20 protein-coding genes and 1 pseudogene are annotated in these 23617 nt (G+C 71.0%); 17 read left to right on the forward strand and 4 right to left on the reverse strand.

All coding sequences use genetic code 11. From position 1 onward, the window contains the following. Positions 1-1136 precede the first annotated feature (1136 nt). From ACFV0Q_RS18480 to ACFV0Q_RS18560, 17 genes are all read left to right on the forward strand, one after another. Positions 1137-1283 (forward strand): thiocillin family RiPP, encoded by a 147-nt coding sequence (locus ACFV0Q_RS18480; RefSeq protein WP_385006541.1) that lies wholly within the window; start codon positions 1137-1139, stop codon positions 1281-1283. A gap of 47 nt (positions 1284-1330) precedes the next feature. Continuing rightward, positions 1331-1492, forward strand: a complete 162-nt coding sequence (locus ACFV0Q_RS18485) for a RiPP peptide (RefSeq protein WP_214931755.1) — start codon at positions 1331-1333, stop codon at positions 1490-1492. Between the two features lie 54 nt (positions 1493-1546). After that, positions 1547-1705, forward strand: a complete 159-nt coding sequence (locus ACFV0Q_RS18490) for a thiocillin family RiPP (protein ID WP_385006543.1) — start codon at positions 1547-1549, stop codon at positions 1703-1705. 25 nt (positions 1706-1730) lie between these two features. Further along, positions 1731-1898, forward strand: coding sequence for a thiocillin family RiPP (locus ACFV0Q_RS18495; protein ID WP_385006545.1), 168 nt, complete (start codon positions 1731-1733; stop codon positions 1896-1898). Positions 1899-2069: 171 nt separating this feature from the next. Further along, the gene (locus tag ACFV0Q_RS18500; RefSeq protein ID WP_385006547.1) at positions 2070-2237 is read left to right on the forward strand and encodes a hypothetical protein; all 168 of its coding nucleotides are present in this window, start codon (positions 2070-2072) and stop codon (positions 2235-2237) included. A 139-nt stretch (positions 2238-2376) separates the two neighbouring features. Then, a complete protein-coding gene (locus ACFV0Q_RS18505; protein WP_385006549.1) occupies positions 2377-3609 on the forward strand; it encodes a cytochrome P450 in 1233 nt (410 codons plus the stop codon). A 56-nt stretch (positions 3610-3665) separates the two neighbouring features. After that, positions 3666-5894, forward strand: a complete 2229-nt coding sequence (locus ACFV0Q_RS18510; protein ID WP_385006551.1) for a peptidase domain-containing ABC transporter — start codon at positions 3666-3668, stop codon at positions 5892-5894. Beyond that, positions 5891-7948 carry an ATP-binding cassette domain-containing protein gene (locus ACFV0Q_RS18515; RefSeq protein ID WP_385006553.1) on the forward strand — a complete coding sequence of 686 codons (2058 nt, stop codon included), beginning with the start codon at positions 5891-5893 and terminating at the stop codon, positions 7946-7948. Before ACFV0Q_RS18510 ends, ACFV0Q_RS18515 begins: the two co-directional genes overlap by 4 nt. Before the next feature lie 20 nt (positions 7949-7968). After that, positions 7969-10254, forward strand: coding sequence for a TOMM precursor leader peptide-binding protein (locus ACFV0Q_RS18520; RefSeq protein ID WP_385006555.1), 2286 nt, complete (start codon positions 7969-7971; stop codon positions 10252-10254). After that, complete coding sequence (locus ACFV0Q_RS18525) at positions 10254-11786, forward strand: SagB family peptide dehydrogenase (protein ID WP_385006557.1); 1533 nt, start codon at positions 10254-10256, stop codon at positions 11784-11786. The genes ACFV0Q_RS18520 and ACFV0Q_RS18525 overlap by 1 nt, the downstream gene beginning before the upstream one ends. Positions 11787-11821: 35 nt before the next feature. Continuing rightward, a complete protein-coding gene (locus ACFV0Q_RS18530; protein ID WP_385006560.1) occupies positions 11822-14266 on the forward strand; it encodes a lantibiotic dehydratase in 2445 nt (814 codons plus the stop codon). After that, entirely contained in the window at positions 14263-15129 is an 867-nt protein-coding gene (locus ACFV0Q_RS18535; protein ID WP_385006562.1) for a thiopeptide-type bacteriocin biosynthesis protein, read from the forward strand. Before ACFV0Q_RS18530 ends, ACFV0Q_RS18535 begins: the two co-directional genes overlap by 4 nt. 92 nt (positions 15130-15221) lie before the next feature. Next, positions 15222-16142, forward strand: a complete 921-nt coding sequence (locus ACFV0Q_RS18540; protein ID WP_385006564.1) for an ABC transporter ATP-binding protein — start codon at positions 15222-15224, stop codon at positions 16140-16142. Then, positions 16139-16954 carry an ABC transporter permease gene (locus tag ACFV0Q_RS18545; RefSeq protein WP_385006566.1) on the forward strand — a complete coding sequence of 272 codons (816 nt, stop codon included), beginning with the start codon at positions 16139-16141 and terminating at the stop codon, positions 16952-16954. The genes ACFV0Q_RS18540 and ACFV0Q_RS18545 overlap by 4 nt, the downstream gene beginning before the upstream one ends. A gap of 104 nt (positions 16955-17058) precedes the next feature. Continuing rightward, positions 17059-18213, forward strand: a complete 1155-nt coding sequence (locus ACFV0Q_RS18550; protein ID WP_385006568.1) for a sensor histidine kinase — start codon at positions 17059-17061, stop codon at positions 18211-18213. Further along, complete coding sequence (locus tag ACFV0Q_RS18555; protein ID WP_385006570.1) at positions 18210-18818, forward strand: response regulator; 609 nt, start codon at positions 18210-18212, stop codon at positions 18816-18818. Before ACFV0Q_RS18550 ends, ACFV0Q_RS18555 begins: the two co-directional genes overlap by 4 nt. Positions 18819-18838: 20 nt before the next feature. Then, positions 18839-20137, forward strand: a complete 1299-nt coding sequence (locus ACFV0Q_RS18560) for an amidohydrolase (RefSeq protein WP_385006572.1) — start codon at positions 18839-18841, stop codon at positions 20135-20137. Positions 20138-20145: 8 nt separating this feature from the next. On the opposite strand, the gene ACFV0Q_RS18565 is transcribed toward ACFV0Q_RS18560, so the two are convergent. From ACFV0Q_RS18565 to ACFV0Q_RS18580, 4 genes and pseudogenes are all read right to left on the reverse strand, one after another. Continuing rightward, complete coding sequence (locus ACFV0Q_RS18565; protein WP_385006574.1) at positions 20146-20796, reverse strand: thymidine kinase; 651 nt, start codon at positions 20794-20796, stop codon at positions 20146-20148. 59 nt (positions 20797-20855) lie between these two features. Then, positions 20856-22061, reverse strand: a complete 1206-nt coding sequence (locus ACFV0Q_RS18570; RefSeq protein ID WP_385006576.1) for an alkaline phosphatase family protein — start codon at positions 22059-22061, stop codon at positions 20856-20858. Then, positions 22061-22657: a DUF5998 family protein gene (locus ACFV0Q_RS18575; protein ID WP_266573521.1), complete on the reverse strand. Its 597-nt coding sequence runs from the start codon at positions 22655-22657 to the stop codon at positions 22061-22063. The genes ACFV0Q_RS18570 and ACFV0Q_RS18575 overlap by 1 nt, the downstream gene beginning before the upstream one ends. Positions 22658-22704: 47 nt before the next feature. Next, positions 22705-23562: pseudogene (locus ACFV0Q_RS18580) on the reverse strand (acetate--CoA ligase family protein); the annotation flags it as partial. Positions 23563-23617: the final 55 nt, after the last annotated feature.

Genomic DNA, 23617 nt, shown 5'->3' on the forward strand with positions numbered 1-23617 from the left:
GGTGGGTTTTTTTTTTTTTATAATCGACCGCGACCAGCCCCTCGGCCTGGTGGGCCCCCTCCACCCCCCGCCCCCACCACCACACCGCCGCGCACTCGTCGACGCATGTGCTGCCCCCGGGCCTTCCGCCGTACCCCGATTCCTTTGAATCGCCCACGCCGAGGAACACCGGAGCTCCACATAATTGAGACTCCGTTGAGGTTTCTCGCCGAGTCTCTCCACCCCTGGGTCCCGTACCGAAATTCGGGCGCCCAGAATTCTCTACACCAACCCCCGAAATCACAAAGAGGAAGCAAAGGAGGGGTGGGCGGAAGCGGGGTTCGGGGAATTGAATACGCAACTACCTGTAGGTTATGTCCGTATTGTCGCATCTGGCGTGCCGCTTGAGGCCTGAAACCCGTCGAGACGTGTCCGATCTGCCCATATTTTTACGCATTCGGGGACGCATCTCGAGGCCCTCAGGCCTCAATTGACATGCCAGACAGGTGTTCGTAACGTTGGGATCACGCCAGGCGGTGACCAGCGGCTCAGGCGGATTGACTGCGGCTGAACAAGCGCCGCAGGGTTCAAACAACTACGGGGGTAGTTCTGTGCACGGCGGAGATTCGGGCGGTTACGGCGGGGACAGTGGATCTGCGGGCGCTACAGCCAGCGGTGGGTCCCGGGGTGACGGCCGCAAGACTTACAAGGACGACCTGCGGGAGTGGGCTCCTATTTTCGGCATCACGGCGGCGGTCATTGTGATCGGCCTGCTTGTTGTCGCCCTTTTCTGACGGGCTTTCCCGGCTTCCGCCACATCTGCGTCTCTGCGCACCGGCGGTACTCACTTCTGCGCGCCTGCCCGTTCGGCTCGTTCCGGATGTCGACGAGATGTCGTCACGCCGCTCCAACGATGCCGTAAAGCACCGGCGCCGAACTCTGAGTCTTCCTCGTGCGTGCCGACGTTTGCCGCGACTTCGGGCAAGACGTGTATCCGTCTGCCCGGCGAATCGCCACTTTCAGTCTTTCCCACCCTTTCTCAGTGGTGCGGATTCATTTCTCCACGCCCGGTTCTGTGGCGCACTTCCGTGCACCCTCTCCTCGGCATGGGTGAATTCCGGCGCTTTATGTGCCGATGGAATGGAGGTGAGAAAGCCATGGAGAACAACAACGTGGATGTCCCGGTTCAGCTCGAGGACATCGCCATCGAAGAACTCGCGGACACGGCCGGTGCGGGCACCGCGTTCTGTGTCGGGTCGGCTGGTTGCCCCAGCTCGGCCGGGACTGCGTCCAGCTTCGGCTAGAGGCTGCTTTCTGCCTCCGCCACACATTTCGAGAGGAGGTGAAAATTATGGAGAACATGCAGAACATGGAGATCGTCGAGGAGTTCGACGACATCGCCATCGAGGAGCTCGGTGACATGGCCGGCGCCGGTGGCACGACCAACACCGGTGGCACCTTCGGTTCGACCACCTGCCCCGCCTGCATCGGTACCGCGTTCAGCTGGAGCTGACGCGCACCCGCAAGGGCCCTGTGTGCACCCCCTGTTGACGAGAGGAGGTGAACAGTGAACGACACCATCGCGGAAATGGACCTCGACCTCTTCGAGGACGTGGCCATCGAGGAGCTGTCCGACGCCAGCGGCGCGGGCTGGTGCCTCGGCTCGGCCGGCACCTTCGGTTGCCCGAGCTCGGCCGGCTCGTACGGCACCACGACATCGCACTGACGTTTCGACTCGCGCAGGAGAACACATGAACAACGATGGAATCCTCGCAGCCGAGCTGTCGGTCGATCACACCGAGGACATCAGCATCGAGGACCTGACCGACGCCACGGGCGGCAGCTTCTGCCTCGGCACGGTCGGTTGCGCGGGCTGCCCCTCCTCGGCCGGCTCTGTCGGTACCGCCAGCTCTCACTGAGCCGCGAGGCCGCGGGCCCGGCATCGCCGGAGACGGACGTCGGACGAGGTTCATGCAGAGAACCTCGTCCGGCGGGTCGACGGCGACGCCGGGTGCCGTTTCCGGCACTTCCCAGTATGACGGAATCCGGCTTTCTCGGCCGGACCGAAGGTCAGGAAGGAGGTGAACGACATGAACTCTCTCGACACCATGCACACCGAGATCGACGCCACCGGCAACGCCCTGGCGGAGGACATCGCGATCGAGGAGCTGACCGAGGCGGGTGGCACCAACTGCTTCGGCACCCTCGGATCCATGGGCTGCCCGACCTGCTTCGGCACGTACGGCTGCGCCACCTGATGCACCGTCATCAATGTGGCTGAGTAACGCCTTGGGTGCTGCGCCCTGCCGCTGGATCACCTTCCAACGGGTGACGGGGCGCAGCACCCTTCCGCTTTTATTACGGCATGAAAGTGCCAGGCCGTTAAGGAATGTGGGAGTGTCAACGACTGAGAGCGCGCGGCGAGTGTGGCGCTGGTTCGCCATGCAGGAGGACTCCGCCGCCGACAACACCGATCTCTTCGCGCAGCTGGTCGCAGAGTCGCCCGTTGTTCACTTTCCCGGGCTGTGGGTCGTCTCGCGTCACGACCTGGTGGCGAAGTTCAGCAATCATCCCGGGCTCACCATGGTCAGCCCCGAATTCCCGGCGGACATGCGGGAAGAGAACCCGGACTTCACGGAGTTCTTCTCGAATTCGATGTCCGTGCGGGCTCCGGAGGATCACCGCAGGCTTCGCGGCGTACTCGCCCGGGAGTTCACAGGACGGTCGGTCGAGCGTCTGCGCGAGAAGATCTCGCACATCATCGACACCCTCCTGGCCGGCCCCACGGCCGAGGGTGGATTCGACTTCGTGTCCCGCATGGCGGTCCCCCTCCCCTCTCTGGTCACGGCGGCGCTCCTCGACCTGCCGGAGGAAGACTGGGGTCAGGTGACGACATGGTCGCGGGGCATGCTGGCCCAGCTGGGCAAGAGCTTTCCCGGTGCCCAACCGACGACAGAACCCATTTCCGTCGAGGGATTTCAGAAGTTGCGGTCCTACGTCGAATCGGTGGTCCGTGAACGGGACACACCGAACGGCACCGACGTCATATCCCGCCTGAACGCGTCGCGTCGCAGCGGGCAGCTGAGCCACGACGAGGTCGTCAATATGGTTCTCCTGCTCTTCATGACCGGGGTCGACACGGTAACCAGCGGCCTGACCAATGCCCTCCTCTGCCTGCTCACCCGGCCGGCGGAATGGCAGCGGGTCGTCGAAGACCCTGAAAAGTGGGCTGCCCCAGCCTTTGCAGAATCGATCCGCCTTCTCGCGCCGGTCACTTTTGGGGCACGCGTTGCCGCCGAGGACCTCTCGATCGGGAATATCGTCATACGCAAGGGGGAGATCGTTCTGCTCGCTTTCGCCGCCGCCAATCTCGACCCCCGCCGTTTCGAGGCACCGCTGGAGTTCCGCTGGGACCGTACCCAGAACGCAAGCATGTCGTTCGGCCACGGCGCCTATTTCTGCCTCGGTGCCGGGCTGGGGTCCCTCCAGTCCGAGCTGCTGCTCGCCCGGCTGGCCCAGGACGGCATCGCGCTATCGCAACCCGCGGACTCCCTTCCCTGGCGCAGTGAGCTGACCTTCAACAGCCCCGCCGTCCTCCCCGTGCGGCTGGGAACGGGGCTGGAGGTATGAGGATGCCGGCGCCTCTCCTTCGGCGGGCGGTCGCCCGGCCGGTCAGGACCCGGCACGTGCGCCAGGTCGAAGAGGCCGACTGCGGAGCCTCCTGTCTGTCGGTCGTCCTGGCCTGGTTCGGACGGCACGCGTCGTGGGGCGAGTTGCAGCAGGTGTGCGGGGGCGGACGCGACGGTGTGACCGCCGCGACGCTCATCCGCGCCGCCGCCCACTACGGACTGGCGGGAAGCGGCAAGCGGATCCGGCTGTCCGGTGACGACCAGACCGACACGAGGTCCATGCGTGCCCTGGCGGCCCCCGCGATCCTCTTCGTCGGCGGCAGCCACTTCGTGGTCCTGGACCACGTCTCCGAGCGGGGCACCGTCAGCCTCAACGATCCGGCGATCGGCCACCGCCTCATGCCGATGGCGGAGTTCCGTGCCTTCTTCAGCGGCATCGCCCTCGTCTTCACACCCACAGAGAATTTCCACCCGGCCGGGGTGCCGCACCGGTTGCGCGGCGACCTGCTGTCCTGGGCGCGGCCCCGCCGTGGTCTGCTGGCCGGGTCGGTGCTGGCCGGCACGTCGGCCGCCCTGGTGGCCGTGGCCACCGCACTGCTCATGCGGGCCTTCGTCACCGCGACGGCCCGGCCCGGCTCGTCCGGAGCCCCCGGAGCCGACGTCTTGTTGTGGGCCCTCGCCGGTGCCGTGGTCGCCGCGTTCACCGCGACGTGGATACAGACCCGACTGCAGTCGGCACTGCTGCGCGGCCTCTCCGTGGACCACTCCCGCTTCTTCGTACGGACCTTGCTCGATCTGCCCGCCTCCTTCTTCCAGCGCCGGTTCACGGGCGGTGTCGCGGCCCGGGTCCAGATCGCCGACACCATCGCCAACCAGCTCGCCGGCACCGTCGTACCGGTCTTCGTCGGCGGCGTGAGCATGACGGTCGTGCTGGGGGTGCTGGCCTGGTTCGCTCCGGGTATCGCAGCGCTCATGCTCTGCGGTGTCGGCTGCTCGGCCGCGATCCTGCGCAGGGCCTCCACCGGTGAGGCCTCCCGGCAGGGCCGGCTGCTGGCCGAACAGGCCTCCCGCGACGGGGAGATGATCAGCGGGCTGAACATGCTCGAGACGTTGAAGGCGGAAGCCGCCACCACCGTGCTGCTCGATCGCTGGGAGCAGTCCCACGCCCGGAGCCTCGCCGTGGCGCACCGGTCCACGAGGTCGGCCCAGCGGACGCTGGCCACGGCCGGTGTCCTCGACTCCCTCGTCTCCGTCGCCGCGGTGCTCTGGGCGGCGGCCGACGTCAGGCGTGGCGCCATGGCGCTGCCCGATCTGATGTCCGTCATCACCCTGGTCGGCGTCTTCCAGGCCTCGGCGGGTGCGGTGACGCGCGGCGGCCTGTCGTTCGGGCAGTTGCGCGCGGGCTTCGCGGCCTTCGCGGACGTCGCCGGTTCGTCCCCCGAGACGGCCGGGTCCGCGCAAGCGCTCCGGAGCGCCGAGAGCACCGACGCGGTACAGGCAGGCGCGTCCCTCATTCCCCTCGCGACCACCGCCACCACCCCAGCACCTGCCGCCGGCGTCGGAGCCGCCCCCTCTTCCGCCGGCCGGCTCGAACTGCGCACCCTGGAATTCGGATACGACATCAACCGTCCGCCCCTGGTCCGCGGCGTGGACGTCCGGGTGCCGCCCGGCAGCCGTCTCGTGGTCGTCGGAGCCACCGGCAGCGGCAAGTCCACCCTGGCCCGTCTCGTCGTGGGAGGCACCGCCCCGTGGGCAGGCTCGGTCATGCTCGACGGCATCCCGGTCACCGACCTGCCGCCCGGCTCCGTCGGCTACGTCAGCCAACATCCCGTGCTCTTCGAGGGCAGCGTCGCCGAGAACGTCGCCTTCGGCGACGAGGAGTTCGCTCCCGACCTGATCGACCGGGCACTGGCCACGGCCTGCCTCGACAAGGTCGTCGCGCGCCGCGGTGGTCCCCGTGCCGCCCGCGTCGAGCCGAACGGACAGAACTTCTCCGGCGGCGAGCGGCAGCGCCTCGCACTCGCCCGCGCCCTGTGCCGCCGACCCGCGCTCCTCGTCCTGGACGAGGCGACGAGCGCGCTCGAAGGCCCCCTGGAGGCCAGGATCGACGCCAACCTGCGGCGCTTGGGAACCACGACCGTCGTGGTCACCCACCGTCTGGGCACCGTCAGCCCGGACGACCTGGTCCTCGTACTGCACCACGGCACACCCGCCCAGCTGGGTACGCACCGCGACCTGTCCGCCCGCCAGGGCCAGTACCGCGAACTGCTCGGAGCGGGCCGATGACCCCGGCAGGACAGGCGTGGACCGCCCACCGGAACGCCCTGAAGCCGCTGCTCGCCGCCCTCGGCGCATCCGGGGAGGCACTGCCGGAACTGCGGCCGACGGGCTCGGATCCGGTGGCCGCAGCCACCGAACGCTGCGGCGTCCGGGCCCACCGCGCTCCGGTCGCCCAGGCCCTCACCTGGCTCCCGAAGGCGCCCGTGCTCGCGTCCCGCGACGGCGAGCCGGTGGCGCTGCTGCCCAGCGGGCGGGGCTGGACCGCCGTCGAGGCGACGGGCCGCCACGGACGTCCGGTGTCGCCCGCCGACGCCGGAGGGTTCGACGAGCACTGCTGGGTCATGCGGGCCCGGCTGCCGCACTCCGGGATCACGGGCCGCCGTCTGCTGCGGTTCTCGCTGCGCGGCGCGGCGATGCCGTTGACCGGTACGTTGGCGGGCGGCCTGCTGGCCGCGGTGCTGGCCTTCGCCGCCCCCATCGGCTCGCTGCTGCTCATCACGGCGGTCCTCACCGACGACGACGCCCTCTTCGGCTGGACGTGCGCCGCGCTGCTCGCCGCCGTCCCGCTGGGCCGGCTGCTCGCGGAGCTGCGCGATCACTCGACCAGCGCACTCCAGACGCGCATCGAGGGCACCGTGGAACCGGCGGTGTGGGAGCGGGTACTGAGTCTCCCGCTGCCCTTCCTGCGCCGCTATTCGAGCGTGCGGCTGCTCAATCACGCCGGGGGCATCGGCCGGCTGCGGTCGCTGCTCGGACCGTCCGGTCTCGACGCCCTGCTGAGCGCGCTCTTCTCCGCCGTGGCGATCACTTTGCTCATGCTGGTGGACGGGATGCTCGGCCTCGTCGCCGCGGCCGTCACCGCCGGCCTGCTGACGCTGCTGGGCTGGCTCTCGTGGGCGCAGCAGAAGCACGACATGCGCGTGTACGACGCCGTCGAGAGCGTGCAGTCCACCGTCTACCCGGCGCTGCTCGGCATCGACGAGGTCCGCGCGTACGGAGCGCAGCGGCTGGTCTTCCGCAAGTGGTGGCAGGGGTTCGACGCGCAGAAGCGTGCCGATGACGCGGGACTGCGCCATGCCGAGGTGTCGGCCGCGCTGATCGCCGCCACCCTGCCCCTGCTGCTGTGCGTCCTCCTGCCGGTGGTTCAGCTGCGAGGCGTCGGGTCGACCGGCATCTGGGCAGTGTCCTTCGCCGCGGTCCAGCTGAATCTGGCGCTGAGCCGGCTGCCCGGAGTGCTCCAGGCGGTCTTCACGCTGCGTACCACGTACGCCCGGCTGGAACCCATTCTGGCCACCGCTCCGGAGACGCCGCCCGCCGGCGTCCTGCCCGGCCGTCTCACCGGACGGGCGGAGCTGCGCGGCGTCACCTTCGGCTACCCGGGCTCCGCGGAGCCGGTGCTGAAGGGTGTCGACCTCACGGTGGAGCCGGGCGAGTTCCTGGCGGTCGTCGGCGAATCGGGTGCCGGAAAGTCCACCCTGCTGCGGCTGCTGCTGGGGCTGGACCGGCCTGACGCGGGCGCCGTGCTGCTGGACGGCCACGACCTCGCCGGGCTGGACCTCGGGGCGGTCCGCGGGCAGATGGGATACGTCCCGCAGGACAGCAAGGTGCTGCGCGGCACCATTCGGTCGGTCATCCTCGGCAGTGCCCCGGAGCACGAGGAGGAAGCCGCCTGGCACGCCGCCGGGCTGGCCGGGATCGCCGACGAGATCCGTGCCATGCCCATGGGCATGGACACCCGGCTGACGGATGGCGAGTCGGGTTTCTCGGGCGGGCAGTTGCAGCGCCTGCTGATCGCCAGAGCCCTGGTCGGCCGGCCCCGCGTCCTGCTTCTCGACGAGGCCACCAGCGCGCTCGACAACGCCACACAGGACGAGATCAGCACGGCGATCGGGGCGCTGGGGATCACCCGGATCGTCGTCGCCCACCGCCTCAGCACGATCCGCCGGGCCGACCGCATCGTGGTCGTCTCCGACGGACGGATCACCGAATCCGGCAGTGCCGACCTGCCGTCCGCATCCGGTGGTCCCCTCCCGGACCCCGACGCAACGACTTTGACGTGAGAAGGAAAGGCAACCGAACCATGACCAGCACCACAACCCGGTTCAAGAGGTACGTGCGCAGCACGACCGTCGCCGGGGACGGCGTCTACCTCACCACCGAGCGGTCCGGCCAGCTCCGGCTGGAAGGCCGGATGATCGAGCTGATGGCCCCGCTGCTGCAGGGCGGCCACACCCGCGAGGAGATCGCGGACCGGCTCTCGGGCGAGTTCTCGCCCGAGCGGGTCGGGCGCGCACTGGACAAGCTCATCTCCGCCGGACACGTCGTGGAGGCAGACGCCTCCGTCGACCCGCGTGCCGGGGGCTACTGGGAGCTGCTCGGCGTGAACGGCGACGAGGCCGTGCGCACCGTGCAGGCCGCCGGTGTGGACGTGGTGGCCCTCGGCGACGTGAGCGCACAGTGGTTCACGGACGCCGCCGAGGCCTTCGGCATCCGTGTCACGGACGCACCGGACAGCGCGCTGACGGTCGTCCTGACCGATGACTACCTGCGCCCTGAACTGGATGTCGTCAACCGGCGGGCGCTGGCCGGCGGCAAGCCGTGGCTGTTGGTGAAGCCGGTCGGGGCGACGGTGTGGCTGGGGCCGGTCTTCCAGCCCGGCGTCAGCGCGTGTTACGAGTGCCTTCGCATCCGGCTGGCCAACAAGCACATGCTGACCTCGTACCTCCGTCAGCGCGGCGTCCTCACCGACGTCCTCGTGAACTCGGTGACCGACGTGCCCGCCACCGTCCGGGTCGCCACCCAGCTGGCCGCCCTGGAGGCCGCGAAGTGGCTCGCCGGGGCTGTCGGCGGTGCCGTGCCCGGCACGGACGTCCCCCGTGACCAGGTGACGTCCCTCGACACTCTGACCCTGCGTACCGAGCAGCACCCGGTCACCCGGCGCCCGCAGTGCCCGGCCTGCGGCGACCCGGACCTGCAGGCGAAGCGGCAGCGGGGCCCGGTGGAACTCTCCAGCCAGATCAAGGCCGTCGCATCGGACGGCGGCCACCGGGCCAAGGACCCGCAGGAGTTCCTCGACACCTTCCAGCACCTGGTCAGCCCGATCAGTGGCCCGGTCAGCAGCCTGGTGAAGGTCCCGCTGGACGTCGAAGGGCTCCACACGTACACGGCGGGACAGAACTTCGCCGTGCCGATGGCCAACGCGGCCGACCTGCGCGCCGGACTGCGCAGTGCCAGCTCCGGCAAGGGCATCAGCGACGTACAGGCCAGGGCGAGTGCGCTCGGCGAGGCGATCGAGCGGTACTCCGGGGTGTTCCACGGCGACGAGGCGCGCATCACCAGCTCGTACGAGGAGCTCGGAGCCGACCTGGCCGTGGAGCCCAACGCGCTCCACCAGTACAGCGACCGGCAGTTCACGGACCGGCTGGAGTGGAACGCGCGGCCCTCGCACTTCCACTGGGTGTCGCCGAGGATGAACCCGGCCGAGCCGGTGGACTGGTCGCCGGTCTGGTCGCTGACCGAGCAGCGGCACAAGTACCTGCCCACCTCCTCGCTGTACTTCTCGTACTCCGCCTCCAGCGAGGCGGTGCGCTTCAACGCCGGCGCCAACTCCAACGGGTGCGCGGCGGGCACGACCCTGGAGGACGCGATCCTGCAGGGCTTCTTCGAGCTCGTCGAGCGGGACAGCGTCGCCATGTGGTGGTACCACCGGCTGCGCATGCCGCGGATCGACCTGGACAGCTTCGACGACCCGTACTTCCGCAAGTGGCAGGACCGCTACCGCTCGCAGGGCCGCGAGACATGGGTGCTGGACGTCACCAACGACCTGGGGATCCCGTCGGTCGTCGCCGTCTCCTACCGCACGGACAAGCCGGTGCAGGACATCCTCTTCGCGCTCGGCTCGCACTTCGACATCAAGATCGCCATCGGCCGGGCGCTGTCCGAGATGAACCAGTTCCTGCCCGCCGTGATCGGCATGCGTGCGGACGGCTCCGGAACCTACGCCTACAACGACCCCGACCAGCTGAAGTGGTGGCGGACCGCGACCATGGAGAACCAGCCGTACATGCGGCCGGCCGACGGGCTCGTGCGGACCGCCGCCGACTACGCCGAGCATCACTCGGCGGACCTGCGCGAGGACGTGCTGCGCGCCCAGCGCGCCGTCGAGGAGAAGGGCATGGAAATGCTCGTTCTGGACCAGACGCGGGTGGACATCGGCCTGCCGGTGGCCCGGGTCATCGTGCCGGGGATGCGGCACTTCTGGCCCCGCTACGCCCCCGGCCGCCTCTACGACGTACCGGTCGAGCTGGGCTGGCTCGACCGCAAGCCCACCGAAGACGACCTCAACCCGATTGCGATGTTCCTGTGATGACCACCGTCAACGCGACCCCGCGCGGCCCGCTCACCGAGGCGACGGCCCTGCGCCAGGGCGTCCTCTGCGAGCACCGCGACTCCACGGTGCTGCTGTCGCTGCGCAACCAGACCGGGTACCGGCTGCGCGGGGTGACCCCCGGGATCCTGGGAGTGCTCGAGCGGCTCTCCCGCCACGCCGTGCCGACCGACGAGCTGGCGGCCGGTCTCGACGCGCACGAGGAGCGCCAGCTCACCCGGGTGCTGGAGCGGATCTCGCCGTTCCTGGCCCACTCCCTGATGTACCGGGGCACGGAGCTGATGGCGGTGGAGGCCACTGCCCCCGCCGAACCGTACGACGTCGTCGACGTCCCCGCGGACGCCCCGGTCCGGCTGTCGAAGTTCGCCCTGCTGCGCCGGCGCGAGGGCGCCCTGGTGGTGGAGACGCCGCTGACCGCCTACCGCTGCGTGCTGCGGTCCGCCGAGGCGGCCGCGGTCGCGTCGGCCCTGGGCGAGACGGCGACCGCCTTGGAGCTGGCCTCCGCGGAGCTGCCGGCCGAGGCCGTCGCCGCCGTGCTGGGACATCTGGTCGGTGCGGGCTTCGCCGACCTGGGAACGCACGGGGACGGCCCGGCGGTCTTCGCCGCGGACGACGACGAGGTCCTGCGCCAGTGGGACTTCCACGACCTGTACTTCCACTCGCGCAGCCGTCTCGGCCGCACCGACGAACCGTACGGCGGCCGCTTCCCCTACATCGGTGAGATCGAACCGCTGCCGCCGGTCAAGCCGGCGCCGCCCGGCGAGCCGATCCCGCTGTTCCGCCCGCAGCTCACGGACGTCCTCGCCCATGACCCGAGCCTGCTGGCCGTCATGGAGGGCCGGCAGTCGATCCGCAGTTACGGTGAGCGCCCGATCGACGCCGAACAGCTCGGCGAATTCCTCTACCGGGCGGCACGCGTCCGCGGCACCTACGGGCCGCGCCCGGACCAGAAGATGCCGTACGCCGGCTCGACCAGGCCGTATCCGTGCGGCGGCGCGGCCTACGAGCTGGAGCTGTACCTGACCATCAGGCGCTGCGAGGGCATCGAGCCGGGCATCTACCACTACGACGCGCAGGACCACTGCCTGCGGCTGGTGAACGCCGACCCGGGGCTGCGGCAGAACCTGCTGGACCTCGGATCGCTGTCCACCGGCGGCGAGGCGGTCCCGGACGTGCTGATCACGATGACGTCGAGGTTCCAGCGTCTGTCGTGGAAGTACCAGTCCATCGCCTACGCCGTGACGCTCAAGCACGTCGGTGTCCTGTACCAGACGCTGTACCTGGTGGCCACCGCCATGGGGCTCGCCGCCTGCGGACTCGGCAGCGGGAACTCCGAACTGGCCGAGCGCGCCCTCGGACTCGATCCCCTCAAGGAGTCGGCGATCGGCGAGTTCCTGCTGGGCAGCGCGCCGCAGAGCCGGCCGCTCGAGGAGAGCGCCCGCAACGCCGCCGACTGGCGTCCGGGCAACGACCCGCAGTGGCAGCAGGAAGTGCGGCACCTCCTTCCTTGAGCAGGGCACGGAATCGAGAGCGAGGGAGCTCCGTCATGGTGGACAGTGCGCCGATCGTGGTGTCCCGCGTCTGCGGACTGCCGGTGAGGGCGTTGGAGGCGCTTCGGGCCGAGGAGACCCTCTCCCTGGTACGCGGGGCGTTGGAACACGAAGACCGCGCCGAGCGGATCGCCGAGGCCCTGGCCGACGATCTGCACCGGCTGGTGCCCGCCGACGGTCTGGACCGGTCGGTGCGCAGGGGAGCTCTGCGCCTGCGCCGCGACGTGCACAACCGGAGGCTGACCGCGGCGACGCGGGAGACGGCCGCACTGGTCTCACCTTGGCTCGACGGCGAGGCCCGGCAGCGGTTGGAACTCTGGTGCGCCGCGGTCCGGGAGCGGGCCGCGCTGGTCTCACGGGCCGAGCGGGCGGCGGACAAGGAGATCACGGACGCCGCGGTCGCCATGACGGAGCTGCTTCGGGAGGAGCGGATCGCGCGCGGCCTCTCGCTGGCCAGCCCCTCCTTCACCCTCGAGCTCCTGGGCCTCCGTGCCGGCAGGGCTCCCGCGTGGGATTCCCGGCTGGCCCGCAGCGCCGCGGCGTATCTGTCGCGCGCCGCCGTCAAGCCCAGCCCGTTCGGCACCTTGACCACCGTCGGGGTGGCCGGGTGGGATGGGCCGGCGGCGGCGCCGGACACCCCGCTCCCCGACCGGGTGGTCTCCTCGTCCCGAGCGGCGGCACTGGATCTGCTGCGCTCCTGGGCCGGCCATCCGGACGCGCCCGCGGATCTGCGGCTGCTCGCCAACCCGAGCGCGCGGACCGTCGGCGGACGAGGGTTCGCCGCCCTCCCGCTGTACTGCCATGCGGGCGGGGTCTTCCTGCGCGCGGACGAGATCACCGATGTGGTTGCGCTACGGGGACGGCTGGACGCCCTGCCCGCGCGGCCGGTGTCCCTCCCGGAGGCCGTCGAGGCCCTCGGGACGGACGCCGCCTCCGTGCGGCGCCTGGTGGCCATGGGCGTGCTCCTCCCGGTCACCCCCTGGAGCGCCGGCGACGGCGGCCACTTCACCGCACTGGGCCGGATCACCGGGCAGGCGCCCGGACCGGTCGCCGAAGCGGTCCGGGCGATGGCTCGGGCGGAGGAGCTGGTGGCGGGCGACGCCGACGCGGAGAAGCGGGCCCGTGCGGTCACAAGGGCCCGCACCACCCTGGTCGACGCCGCCCGTGCCCAGAACCGCCGGCCGCCCGACTGGCTGGCCGGTGCGGGGCTCCTGCACGAGGCGGTCGCCCACGGCCCCGGAGCGAACCCCCGGCCGGGTGACGTCGTACGGGCCGATCTGCACACCGTCGCCTCGGCGCTCACGTCGCGCATCCGGCGCGCGCCGCTGTACGACAGGATGCTCGACCACTTCGTACGGTGGTACGGCTCGGGCGGAGCGGGCGACCTGCTCTCCTTCTGCTACCGGTTCCTGGCGGCCGAGCCGCCCGCGACGTGGCAGCAGGCGCCCGGCCGGCCGGCCGGCGCGGTGCCGACGCAGGGGCAGTTGCGCGGTGACCGGACGCTGAGCCGGCCGAGCCACGTCGTCTTCTTCCAGGTGGCCGCGGGATCGGCCGATGAAGCGGCCCGGGGTGATCACCTTCTGGTGGTGAACCGGATCCACAGCGGCCTCCCCGGCATGATAGGCCGGTGGGCGGCCATTCCCGCTCTGCGCCACGGGATCGACGAGGCGCTGACGCGGTGGCTGAGCGATCTCAACCCCGGCTGCCGGGTGTACCAGACGTCCGCGCACGCCGACTGGATCGAGTTCCAGCGTCCCGCTCTGCGCGGGCTGCCGCGAGCCGGGTGGGGCCCCGAACTGGCCGAGGCCGAGGGCGGGACCCACGATCTGCGGGACTTCACCCTGACCCACGATCCCGTCACGCACACCCTCCAGGTCCGGGACGCCGCCGCGGATCCGGCGGCGTTCGCCTACCTGGGAGCCGTTCCGGTGGCCACGCTCCACGGGGTGGATCGTCTGCTGGCGACGCTGAGCGACCCGTGGGTCCTCGACCTCGGCGACGCCGACGCCGCGGGTGGCACCGGCACGCCCGGTGGAGCCGCAGCTCCCTCGTCGTACCGTCCGCGCGTCCAGCAGAGCCGGATCGTCATGCGCCGGGCGTCGTGGCTGGCGCACCCCGGCGAACTGCCCCGTCCGACCCGGCGCCAGTCACCCGTGGACTTCCTGCTGGAAGTGGAGCGCTGGCGCGCCCGACTGGGCCTGCCGGACGAGGTGTTCCTCTCCCGCAGCACCGACCGGCCGGGCACGCACCACAAGCCCCAGTGGGTCGGCTTCGACCACCCCCACGCCGTGTGGGCGGCCTTCCGCCAGATCGACGAGGCCACCACCGGGGTGGAGTTCACCGAGGCGCTGCCCGGCCGCGACGGGCACTGGGCTGCCGACCCGCGGCACCCTGCGGCGGCCACCGAATTCATCGCGATGCTGAGGCAGGACGGCCAGTGAGTGATCAGCAGGAATGGCTCTACTACCGGGTGTACGTGGCGAACATCGCCGAGATACGCGACCTGGTGGAACAAGTGGTCGGCCCCGCCGTACGCCGCTTCACCGCCGAGGACCCCGCACTGCGCTGGTTCTTCCTCCAGTACGTCGACCTGGTCGGCCTCCAGCTGCGGTTCCGGCTGCGGGGTACGCCGAGCCGGCTCGCCCGCTACGAGGAGGATCTGGACGACGGCTTCCGGCGGGCCCTGGACCTCCTCGCGGAGGCCGACGGCCCGCGCGGGCCGCTGACCGCCCACCGTATGGTCACCAAACGCCTCTACGAGCCGGAGCACGACAAGTTCGGCGGTCCCTCCGGAGTGGAACTGGCCGAGCGCTTGATGCAGTGCGGCAGCGAGGCGGCACTGGCCTGCTCCGGCCCTCGGCTGCGCTCCCTGCGCCTTCCGATCGCGGCGGCCCACACCGAGTTGATGGCCGCCCGGCTTCCCGCCGCGGTACGCACCTCCTTCCTCCACCAGTACGCGTGGTACTGGTCGGGGCGCGGCCTGCGGGACGCGCCGTTCGGCCGGGCGCTCCCCGGACTCTCGCCGGGCGAACCGATGGCGGCCCGGCGGGCCGCGGTGCTGCGCACCCAAATCGACCACGTGCTGCAAGTCCCTCCGTTGCGGGAAGCGTTGACCGGCTACGCGGACGAGTTCTGGTTCCGGGTGCGGCGGGCAGGGCTCCCGCGCCCGGACTACCTGACCGCGTTCCACCACATCCACTTGATGAACAACCGCCTGGGGGTCGTGCCCGGCGAGGAGATGCAGATCGCGCGGCTGCTGTGGCTGGAGGGCCTGCGGGACCCGCGCGCCGTCGCCGCCGCATGACAAACGTCATGTCCGGGCCCACGCGAACCCCATCCCCAACCCGTGCGGCCGCGCCCTGGCAGGCCGCACGGCGTGATTCCTAAGGTCTTCCCATGAGCGCACACCCCATCATCGACGTCAGTGACCTGCGGCTCGACTACGGCGGGACGACCGCCGTCGACGGCATTTCGTTCCAGGTGTTCCCCGGTGAAGTGGTGGCCCTGCTCGGAACCAACGGCGCGGGCAAGACGACCACCCTCGACGTGCTGGAGGGCTATCTCAAGCCCACCGGCGGATCGGTGTCGGTGTTCGGGGCGAACCCCCGGACCGAGCGGGCCCGGATAGCGTCGGACATCGGCATCATGCTCCAGGAGGCGGGCTTCTTCGGCGACCTCACCGTCGTGGAGACCATCCGCGCCTGGCGCCGGTTCACCCCGAACGCCGTCGGCATCGACGAAGCGCTGGGCATCGTGGGCCTGGAGCCCAAGGCGAAGACCCGCGTCGGGCGGCTCTCCGGCGGCGAGAAGCGCAGGCTCGACCTCACGCTCGCCGTGCTGGGACGGCCCAAGCTGCTCTTCCTCGACGAACCCACCACGGGGCTCGACCCCGAATCCCGGCGTCAGACCTGGCACTTCCTCAAGGACATGGTCGACGACGGCATGACGATGCTGCTGACGACGCACTACATGGAGGAAGCCGAGTTCCTGGCCGACCGCGTCGCCATCATGGACCACGGCCGCATCGTCCGGCACGGCCCGGTCTCCGACATCGTGGCCCAGGAGTCCAGCGCCCGGATCTCGCTGTCCTCCTCGCAAGGCGTCAGCGCACAGACCCTGCCGCCCATTCCGGGCGCCGAGATCCGGGAGGCCGACGGCCGGATCAGTCTCGTCACCGCCGATCCACAGCCCGTCCTGCTGCACTTGTTGCGCTGGGCGGAGGACAACGGCGCGGCACTGCACGGCCTCGAGGTGCGCACGGCGTCCCTGGAAGACGTATTTCTCGATGTCGCCGCTTCCGGAAAGGTCCAGGCATGAGTTGGTTCCGCTTCACCTACTCGCAGTTCCTCCTCTCGCAGCGCGTCTACTGGCGCGACCTGGGATTCGCCCTCACCGGCGCCCTGCTCCCGCTCGGCCTGAGCCTGGCGTACACCGTCAGCCGGCACGGCGAGGGAGAGATCGCGGGCTTCGACACGGGGGTGTACCTGCTTCCGGGCTTCATCGGATTCGTCCTGCTGTGGATCGTCTACAACGTCATCAACTCGGCCGCCACACGCCGCGACCGCCTGGTCTACAAGCGGCTGCGCGGCACCCCGCTGCCGGACACGGCCATCCTGGCCGGCGAAGCGGCCAGCGGCAGCGTCACCAGCATGATCCAGGTCGCCATCCTGATCGTGGCCGGGGCGGTCGCCATCGACGCACCCATGCCCCGCAATCCCCTGCTGCTGCTCGTCGGCATCGTGCTCGGCGCTCTGGCCTTCTCCTTGCTGGCCATCGGCCTCTCGGGGCTGTTGCCCAGCGGGGAAGTGTCCACCTGGATCGTCACCCCGGTCATCCTGCTCATGATGATGACCTCCGGCATCGCCATGCCGATTTCGAGCCTTCCCGGCTGGGCGCAGCACATCGCACCGTACCTGCCCTCCAGCCCGGTCGTGGAGATCGTCAGGACCGCGTATCTGGGCCGGGACTTCGCCAGTGATCCGGCGGCTTCGGACCACCTGGCCACCGTCGGCTTCGTCGCGTCGTTCCAAGCCTGCGCCGCTCCCATCGGACTGCTCTGCGCGTGGATGGGCCTGTCGTTCTCGATGGGCAAGAGGTTCTTCCGGTGGGACCCCCGCCGGTCCGCCTGATCCCCTTTCGTCCGGCCCGGGTGAGGCGGCCCGGCCGGCCCGGGGTTGACCGCGCTCGGATACAGTCGCCCCGCAGCACATGGAGAACGATGAGGTGGTGGCAGATGCACGGGCGTACGCCCGCCACGGTCGCCCGCGCCGTCGCCTGGCTGATCCTCTTGACGGCGACGGTCTTCCTCCTCGAGGCCATGGCCCTGTGGCTGAGTTACCGGCCGCCCCCAGGCCAGGTCGTCGCCGCCGTGCTGGGCTCGCTGGTCTTCGGGTTCGGCTACGCCCGTGCGGTGTGGGACGCCGTGGCCCGCGGCAGGGGGCGCAACCGGCACCAGGCGGACCTCGCGGTGTGTGCCAGCGTCTCGTTCGCCATGCTGCTGGCCCTCGGCCCGGCCTGGGGAGCGCTGCCCTGTCTGGCCGCCGGAGCGGCCGTGGTCAGTCTCACCCCCCGGCGGTGGGGCTGGGTCGTGCCGCTGGTCCTCGCCGGCACCGCGGTGGCGGGGTTCATGCTCGCCGTGCCCGCCGACGTACTGGTGGACATGCTGGTCAAGAGCGCGGTCACCGTAGTAGTGCTCGGGACGCTGGGGGTGCTGCCGCCGTTCGCCCGGGAAATGCACGAGAACCGCGCCGAACTCGCCCGGCTGGCGGTCGTGGAAGAGCGGCTGCGCTTCTCACGCGACCTGCACGATGTGCTGGGCCACGGCCTGTCCGTGATCGGCATGAAGATGGAGGTGGCCCTCCTCCTCATCGAGAACGACCCGGGCAAGGCGGCGGGGGAGATCCGGGACGCCCTCGGCATCTCCCGGGAGTCGGCGTCCGATCTGCGCACCCTGGTCCGCGGGTACCGCCAGCAGTCCATCGCGGCGGAGCTCGACGGAGTGCGCTCCGTCCTCTCCTCGGCGGGCATCGGCTGCCGCACGGACGAGGTGCCCCTGGACATCCCGCAACACGTCCAGGACGTGGCGGGCTGGATCGTCCGCGAGGGCGTCACGAACATCCTGCGGCACAGCAGGGCCACCGAGTGCCGGATCAAGTTGAGGGTGAACGACGGACGGCTGATGATCGAGATCTCGAACGACAACCCCGTCGCCGCCGGACCCGACGGTCGCGCGGGCGGCAGCGGACTGCACGGTCTGCGGGAACGGCTCGCCGGCATCGGCGGCGAGCTGACCGCCGGCGTCCACAACGGTACGTTCACGCTGCTCGCGCACGCTCCGCTGGGCGAGAGCCACCGACACGATGCTGGAGCCGAGGTGACCCGCAGGTGACGATCCGCATCGTCGTGGCGGACAACGAGCAGCTGATCCGCGACTCGCTGTCCATCATCCTCTCCGCACCCGAGGACATGAACGTGATCGCGGTCGCGGCCGACGGCGCCCAAGCCGTGGCCGCGGTACGCGAGACCGGCGCCGACGTGGTCGTACTCGACCTCGACATGCCGGTGATGAACGGGCTGGAGGCGGCCGAGGCCGTCCGGGCCGAAGCCCCCGGCTGCGGCATCGTCATCCTGACCAGTCACGGCCGCCCCGGGTACCTGCAACGCAGCATGCGCCTGGGAGTACGCGGCTTCATCACCAAGGACACCCCTGCCGCGAAGCTGGCCGAGGTCGTACGCCAGGTCCACGCCGGCGGCCGGTTCATCGACCCGGAGATCGCCACGGACGCCCTGGCCCTCGGCGGCAGTCCGCTCAGCGCGCGCGAACGCGAGGTGCTCGCCCTCTCCGGCGAGGGGCTCAGGATCAGCGAGATCGCCGGACGGCTGTACCTGGCCGAGGGCACCGTGCGGAACTACATGTCCTCGATCATGAACAAACTCGACGTGGACAACAGGGTCGCCGCCCACCGGGCGGCCAGGGAAGCCGGCTGGCTGTGACGGCCGGGACGGGGGAACACATGGACGGCACGATCACGGCCCCGCTCCGGGAGGCGATCCGGTCAGCGGTGGCAGGTCTCGACGGCGTACTGCCGCAGGCACTCGAGCTCTACCGGGAGCTGCACGCCGCTCCCGAGCTGTCGGGGCAGGAGGAGCAGACCGCCGCGCGCTTCGCCGCATGGCTGAAGGAAGCCGGATGCGAGGTGACGGAAGGCGTCGGCGGCCACGGCGTGGTGGGGGTCCTGCGCAACGGCGAAGGCCCGCTGGTGGCGCTGCGCGCGGATATGGACGCCCTGCCGGTCGCCGAGGCCACCGGCCTTCCGTACGCGAGCACCCGGACCGCGACGACGGGCGACGGGCGGTCCGTACCGGTGGCGCACGCGTGCGGTCACGATGCCCACCTCGCGTGCGCGGCCGGCGCGGCATCCCTGCTGGCCCGTGCGCGCGACACCTGGTCCGGAACGCTCCTGGTGATCGGGCAGCCCGCCGAGGAGACGCTGACGGGTGCCCGCGCGATGCTCGACGACGGGCTGTTCGAACGGTTCGGCGTCCCGGACGTGATGCTGGCACAGCACGTCGCGCCCCTGCCCTGCGGAGTCGTCGCCCATGGACCCGGTGCACTGACCGCGGCGACCACCGTGGTGGATGTGGTCATCCACGGCCGGGGCGGCCATGGAGCCGCGCCCCACCTGACCGTCGATCCGGTGCTGACCGCGGCGGCGACCGTGCAGCGCCTGCAGTCGGTGGTCTCCAGGGAGAACAACCCCTTCGAACCCCTGGTCGTCACCGTGGGGACCCTGCGCGCCGGGACCGTGCCCAATGTCATTCCCGACCACGCCGAACTGGGCATCAGCATCCGCTGCTATTCCGACGGCCAGCTGGAGCGGGCGGTCGCGGCGGTCGAGCGGATCGTACGGGCCGAATGCGCGGCGGCGGGCTGTCCCCGCGATCCGGACATCACGGTCGGCCCCAAGTCACCCGTCAACATCAACGAACCGGCCGCGGCCGCCCGGGTACACGCCGCCCACACCGCGCTGCTGGGCCCGCGGCGGGTACTGTCCACGCCGCCGATGCTGGCCGGGGAGGACTTTCCGTTCTTCGCGCACGGATCCACCGCGACCGTCCCGACCGTGTACTGGTTCCTCGGCTGCGTGAGCGCCGCCGACTGGCGCGCGGCTCCCGGCGCCACGCCGAAGGAGAAGATGGGGTCCTTGCCGGCCAACCACGCCGCGGACTTCGCTCCGGCCGCCGAGGCCACATTGCGCCACGGCATCAGCGCCGCGGTCGCCGCGATTCTGGCGCACGCGCGGGTGGAATAGCCGGACGGTCAGCCGTGGTTGACCGGGAGGACGTCCGGGGAGAGGGGGCCCGCGTGGGACGCGGACGAGGTCATGCGCTTGCGGTGGTGGCGGCGGCAGAGGACCTCGTAGCCGATCTCCTCCGCCGGGCGGTTCACGTCGCCGACGACGACCTGGGCGCCCTCGACCACCATCTCCCCGCCCACCGTACGGGCGTTGTGCGTGGCGCGGGCGCCGCACCAGCACAGGGCCTCGACCTGGAGCTGTTCCAGGCGGTCCGCCAGCTCGATCAGCCGCTGCGAGCCCGGGAAGAGCTTGGTGCGGAAGTCCGTCGTGATACCGAAGGCGAAGACGTCCAGCCCGAGGTCGTCGACGATGCGGGCCAGCTGGTCGATCTGGTCGGGCGCGAGGAACTGCGCCTCGTCCACGATCACGTAGTCCGCCTTGCCGCCCGCCGAGAGCTCGGCGACCAGGTACGCGTACAGGTCCATGCCCTCGCCCGCCTCGACCGCCTCCGTGACCAGGCCCAGGCGCGAGGACAGCTTGCCCTCGCCCGCGCGGTCGTCGCGCGTGAAGATCACGCCCTGCAGCCCGCGCGCGGAGCGGTTGTGGGTGATTTGCAGAGCCAGGGTGCTCTTTCCGCAGTCCATCGTTCCGGAGAAGAACACCAGCTCGGGCATGGGAAGTACGGACCTTTCAGGTCGAGTGGGAGGGGGAGGGAAGGACCGGGTCGGGTCCCTCAGGTGCGGACTTCGAGGAGGGGGACCAGTTGTTCGGCCGCCGTCATGGAGCCGTGCATTCCGGTGAGGGCCGACTCGTTGGGCTCGTTGCGCGACGCGGTGATCGCGACATCGGCCTGGGCCGCGGCGATCACGTCGCCGATCCGGCCGAGGACCCGCTCGTCGCACTCCCCCGGCGCCCCGAACCAGCCCAGTTCCAGGGCCTCTTCGCGGCTCGCGACCCAGAAGCGGTCGCCGAGCACCTCGCGCCACACGGTCAGCACGTCGGCCTCGGCGCCCGGCACCGCGTAGACGTGCCGGGCCCGGCCCTCGCCGCCCAGCAGGGCCACGCCCGCGCCGAGCTCCCAGTCGTCGTCGAAGTCGATCCGCGCGTCCTCGTCGAACGGGATGTCGACCATGCCGTGGTCGGCGGTCACGTACAGGGCGGTGCGCGGCGGCAGCTGCTCCACGAGCCGCTGCACGAGCCGGTCGACGTACATGAGCTGGCCGCGCCAGGCGTCCGAGTCCACGCCGTGCCGGTGTCCGGCCCCGTCGAGCTCGCTGTAGTACGTGTACACGAGCGAGCGTTCCCCGGCGGCGAGCTGGATCGCCGCGAGGTCCATCCGCTCCTCGCCGGTCATCCGGCCGTGGAAGGTGCCGCCGCTGAGGGCGACCTTCGTGAGCGGCGTGCTCTGGAAGGCGGGCGCGGACACCTGTGCGGTGTGCACTCCGGCCGCGTCGGCGAGCTGGAAGACGGTCGGGTACGGCTGCCAGGCCTTCGGCTGGGTCCACGGCTGCCAGCGGAGCTGGTTCATCAGCTCGCCGGAGGCGGGGTTGCGCACGGCGTAGCCGGGCAGGCCGTGCCGGGCGGGCGGCAGGCCGGTGCCGACGGAGGCCAGCGAGGTGGCGGTGGTCGCCGGGAAGCCCGCGGTGATCGGACGGCCGGTGCCGCCGCGCGAGCTCGCGAGGAGGGAGGTGAGGTACGGGGCCTCGGCCGGATGGGCCTTGATCTGCTCCCAGCCCAGCCCGTCGACCAGGAACACACAGTTCCGGTCGGCCGGGGTCAGCTCGGCGATCCCCGCGGCGAGGCCGGGCACGCCCTGGCCCGCGGCCAGGGTCGGCAGCAGGTCGGCGAGCGAGCCGGTCCCGTAGTGCGGGACGGGGGCGCCGGCGAGGTCGAGCAGTTCCGGTTCGTCCTGCCAGTTCGGCGGCGCGGAGTACGACATCAGCGGGCGGGGGTGGCGGTCGCCGCTGTTGCTTCCGAGAGCGCCTGCGCGAAGACCAGGGTCTGGCGGACGGTCTCCGGGCCGTCGCCGGCCTCGCTGACCCGCAGGCTGAGGTCGTCGGCGGTGGAGTTGCCGGTGTAGCCGTGGTCGGCGTCGCAGTTCGCGTCGCCGCAGGCGGCGGGCTCCAGGTCGATGCGCGAGACCGCGCCCCAGCCGATGGTCAGCACGACCTCGCGGGGCAGCTGGCCCGGCGTGTACGACTCCGGGTTGGCCACGACGCGGCTGAGCACCACGGAGGAGATGCTGCTGAGCTTGACCGACTCGGTCGAGGTGGTCGCGTACGGGGACGGGGACCCGGCGTCGGCGGCCTGCTCGTCGGTGTGGCTGACGATGAAGCGGTTGCCGGTCAGGACCAGGACCGTGACGTGCCGGCGCACCTCGTTGGAGTCGAAGGTGGTCTCCTGGTGGACCAGGTACGACGAGATCGGCTCGCCGCCGACGGCGGCCTCAACCGCCTCGGCCACGAGGGCCGGGTAGTAGCCGCTGCGCTCGATCGCCGCGCGCAGCCCCTGGGTCGTCGTACCGGATTTCGCCATGAGGTCCATCCTAAGGCCCGTACGGGGTCCCCCTACCTGCCCGGCGCTCAGTAGCTGGGGAGGGTGCGCGGGCCGAGGTCGGTCCGGGCGGGCGGGTGGCCCACGCGGACGGTGGCGCTGAGCACGGAAAGGCCCTCCGTGGCGACGACGACCGGCTCCAGCCAGACGCCGGTGACCTCGGGGTGGTCGTCGACGAGCCGGGACAGGCGCAGCAGCAGTTCCTCCAGGGCGGGGGTGTCCACGGGGTCGCTGCCGCGCCAGCCGAAGAGGAGGGGTGCGGTGCGGATGGACCTGATCAGCGCGGCGGCGTCCCGGTCGGTGGCGGGGACCAGGCCGTGGGCGGTGTCGCCGAGCAGCTCGGAGGCGACTCCGGCGAGCCCGAAGGAGAGGACCGTGCCGGCCGCCGGGTCGACGACGGCCCGGACGACGGTGTCCACCCCGCGCGGCGCCATCGACTGGACCACGGGGAGCAGCTCGGCGGGCTTGCCGAGGGCCTCGGTGAGTTCCTCGTACGAGCGCCGCAGCTCGGCCTCGGTGGTCAGGTCGAGGCGTACGCCGCCCAGGTCGGCGCGGTGGCGCAGGTGCGGGGCGGTGGTCTTGAGCACGACCGGGAACCCGAGGACCCGGGCGGCGCGGACGGCGGCGTCGGGGCTGGGGGCGGGGAGGACGGGCCGGACGGGGATCCCGTAGCGGCCGAGGAGCACGCGGGCGTCGGCCTCGTCCAGGGTCAGGGCGGTGCCCTCGGGGACGGCGGCCAGCAGGGCGGCGAGCTGGGCGGCGGCGCCGCTCTCGTCGATGTCCTCGTACTCGGGGACCTGCCCGGCGTCGGCGTTGGCCCGGCGCCACTGTCCGTAGCGGACGGCTTCGGCGACGGCCTTCACGGCCCGCTCGGCGGCGGGATAGGCGGAAGGTCAAGGGCGCCAACAAGATCCAGGCGAGCTACATCGGCGACGCCCAGGG

Origin of the sequence: Streptomyces sp. NPDC059564 (assembly GCF_042735575.1) — a bacterium.
In the GTDB taxonomy this organism is placed as follows: Bacteria; Actinomycetota; Actinomycetes; order Streptomycetales; family Streptomycetaceae; genus Streptomyces.

Excerpts from the sequence above, each read along its gene's own strand:
- ACFV0Q_RS18480 (WP_385006541.1), top strand. The coding sequence starts at position 1,137 with ATGGAGAACAACAACGTGGATGTCCCGGTTCAGCTCGAGGACATCGCC.
- ACFV0Q_RS18485 (WP_214931755.1), top strand. The coding sequence starts at position 1,331 with ATGGAGAACATGCAGAACATGGAGATCGTCGAGGAGTTCGACGACATC.
- ACFV0Q_RS18495 (WP_385006545.1), top strand. The coding sequence starts at position 1,731 with ATGAACAACGATGGAATCCTCGCAGCCGAGCTGTCGGTCGATCACACC.
- ACFV0Q_RS18500 (WP_385006547.1), top strand. The coding sequence starts at position 2,070 with ATGAACTCTCTCGACACCATGCACACCGAGATCGACGCCACCGGCAAC.
- ACFV0Q_RS18515 (WP_385006553.1), top strand. The coding sequence starts at position 5,891 with ATGACCCCGGCAGGACAGGCGTGGACCGCCCACCGGAACGCCCTGAAG.
- ACFV0Q_RS18520 (WP_385006555.1), top strand. The coding sequence starts at position 7,969 with ATGACCAGCACCACAACCCGGTTCAAGAGGTACGTGCGCAGCACGACC.
- ACFV0Q_RS18525 (WP_385006557.1), top strand. The coding sequence starts at position 10,254 with ATGACCACCGTCAACGCGACCCCGCGCGGCCCGCTCACCGAGGCGACG.
- ACFV0Q_RS18530 (WP_385006560.1), top strand. The coding sequence starts at position 11,822 with ATGGTGGACAGTGCGCCGATCGTGGTGTCCCGCGTCTGCGGACTGCCG.
- ACFV0Q_RS18540 (WP_385006564.1), top strand. The coding sequence starts at position 15,222 with ATGAGCGCACACCCCATCATCGACGTCAGTGACCTGCGGCTCGACTAC.
- ACFV0Q_RS18545 (WP_385006566.1), top strand. The coding sequence starts at position 16,139 with ATGAGTTGGTTCCGCTTCACCTACTCGCAGTTCCTCCTCTCGCAGCGC.
- ACFV0Q_RS18550 (WP_385006568.1), top strand. The coding sequence starts at position 17,059 with ATGCACGGGCGTACGCCCGCCACGGTCGCCCGCGCCGTCGCCTGGCTG.
- ACFV0Q_RS18560 (WP_385006572.1), top strand. The coding sequence starts at position 18,839 with ATGGACGGCACGATCACGGCCCCGCTCCGGGAGGCGATCCGGTCAGCG.
- ACFV0Q_RS18565 (WP_385006574.1), bottom strand. The coding sequence starts at position 20,796 with ATGCCCGAGCTGGTGTTCTTCTCCGGAACGATGGACTGCGGAAAGAGC.
- ACFV0Q_RS18570 (WP_385006576.1), bottom strand. The coding sequence starts at position 22,061 with ATGTCGTACTCCGCGCCGCCGAACTGGCAGGACGAACCGGAACTGCTC.
- ACFV0Q_RS18575 (WP_266573521.1), bottom strand. The coding sequence starts at position 22,657 with ATGGCGAAATCCGGTACGACGACCCAGGGGCTGCGCGCGGCGATCGAG.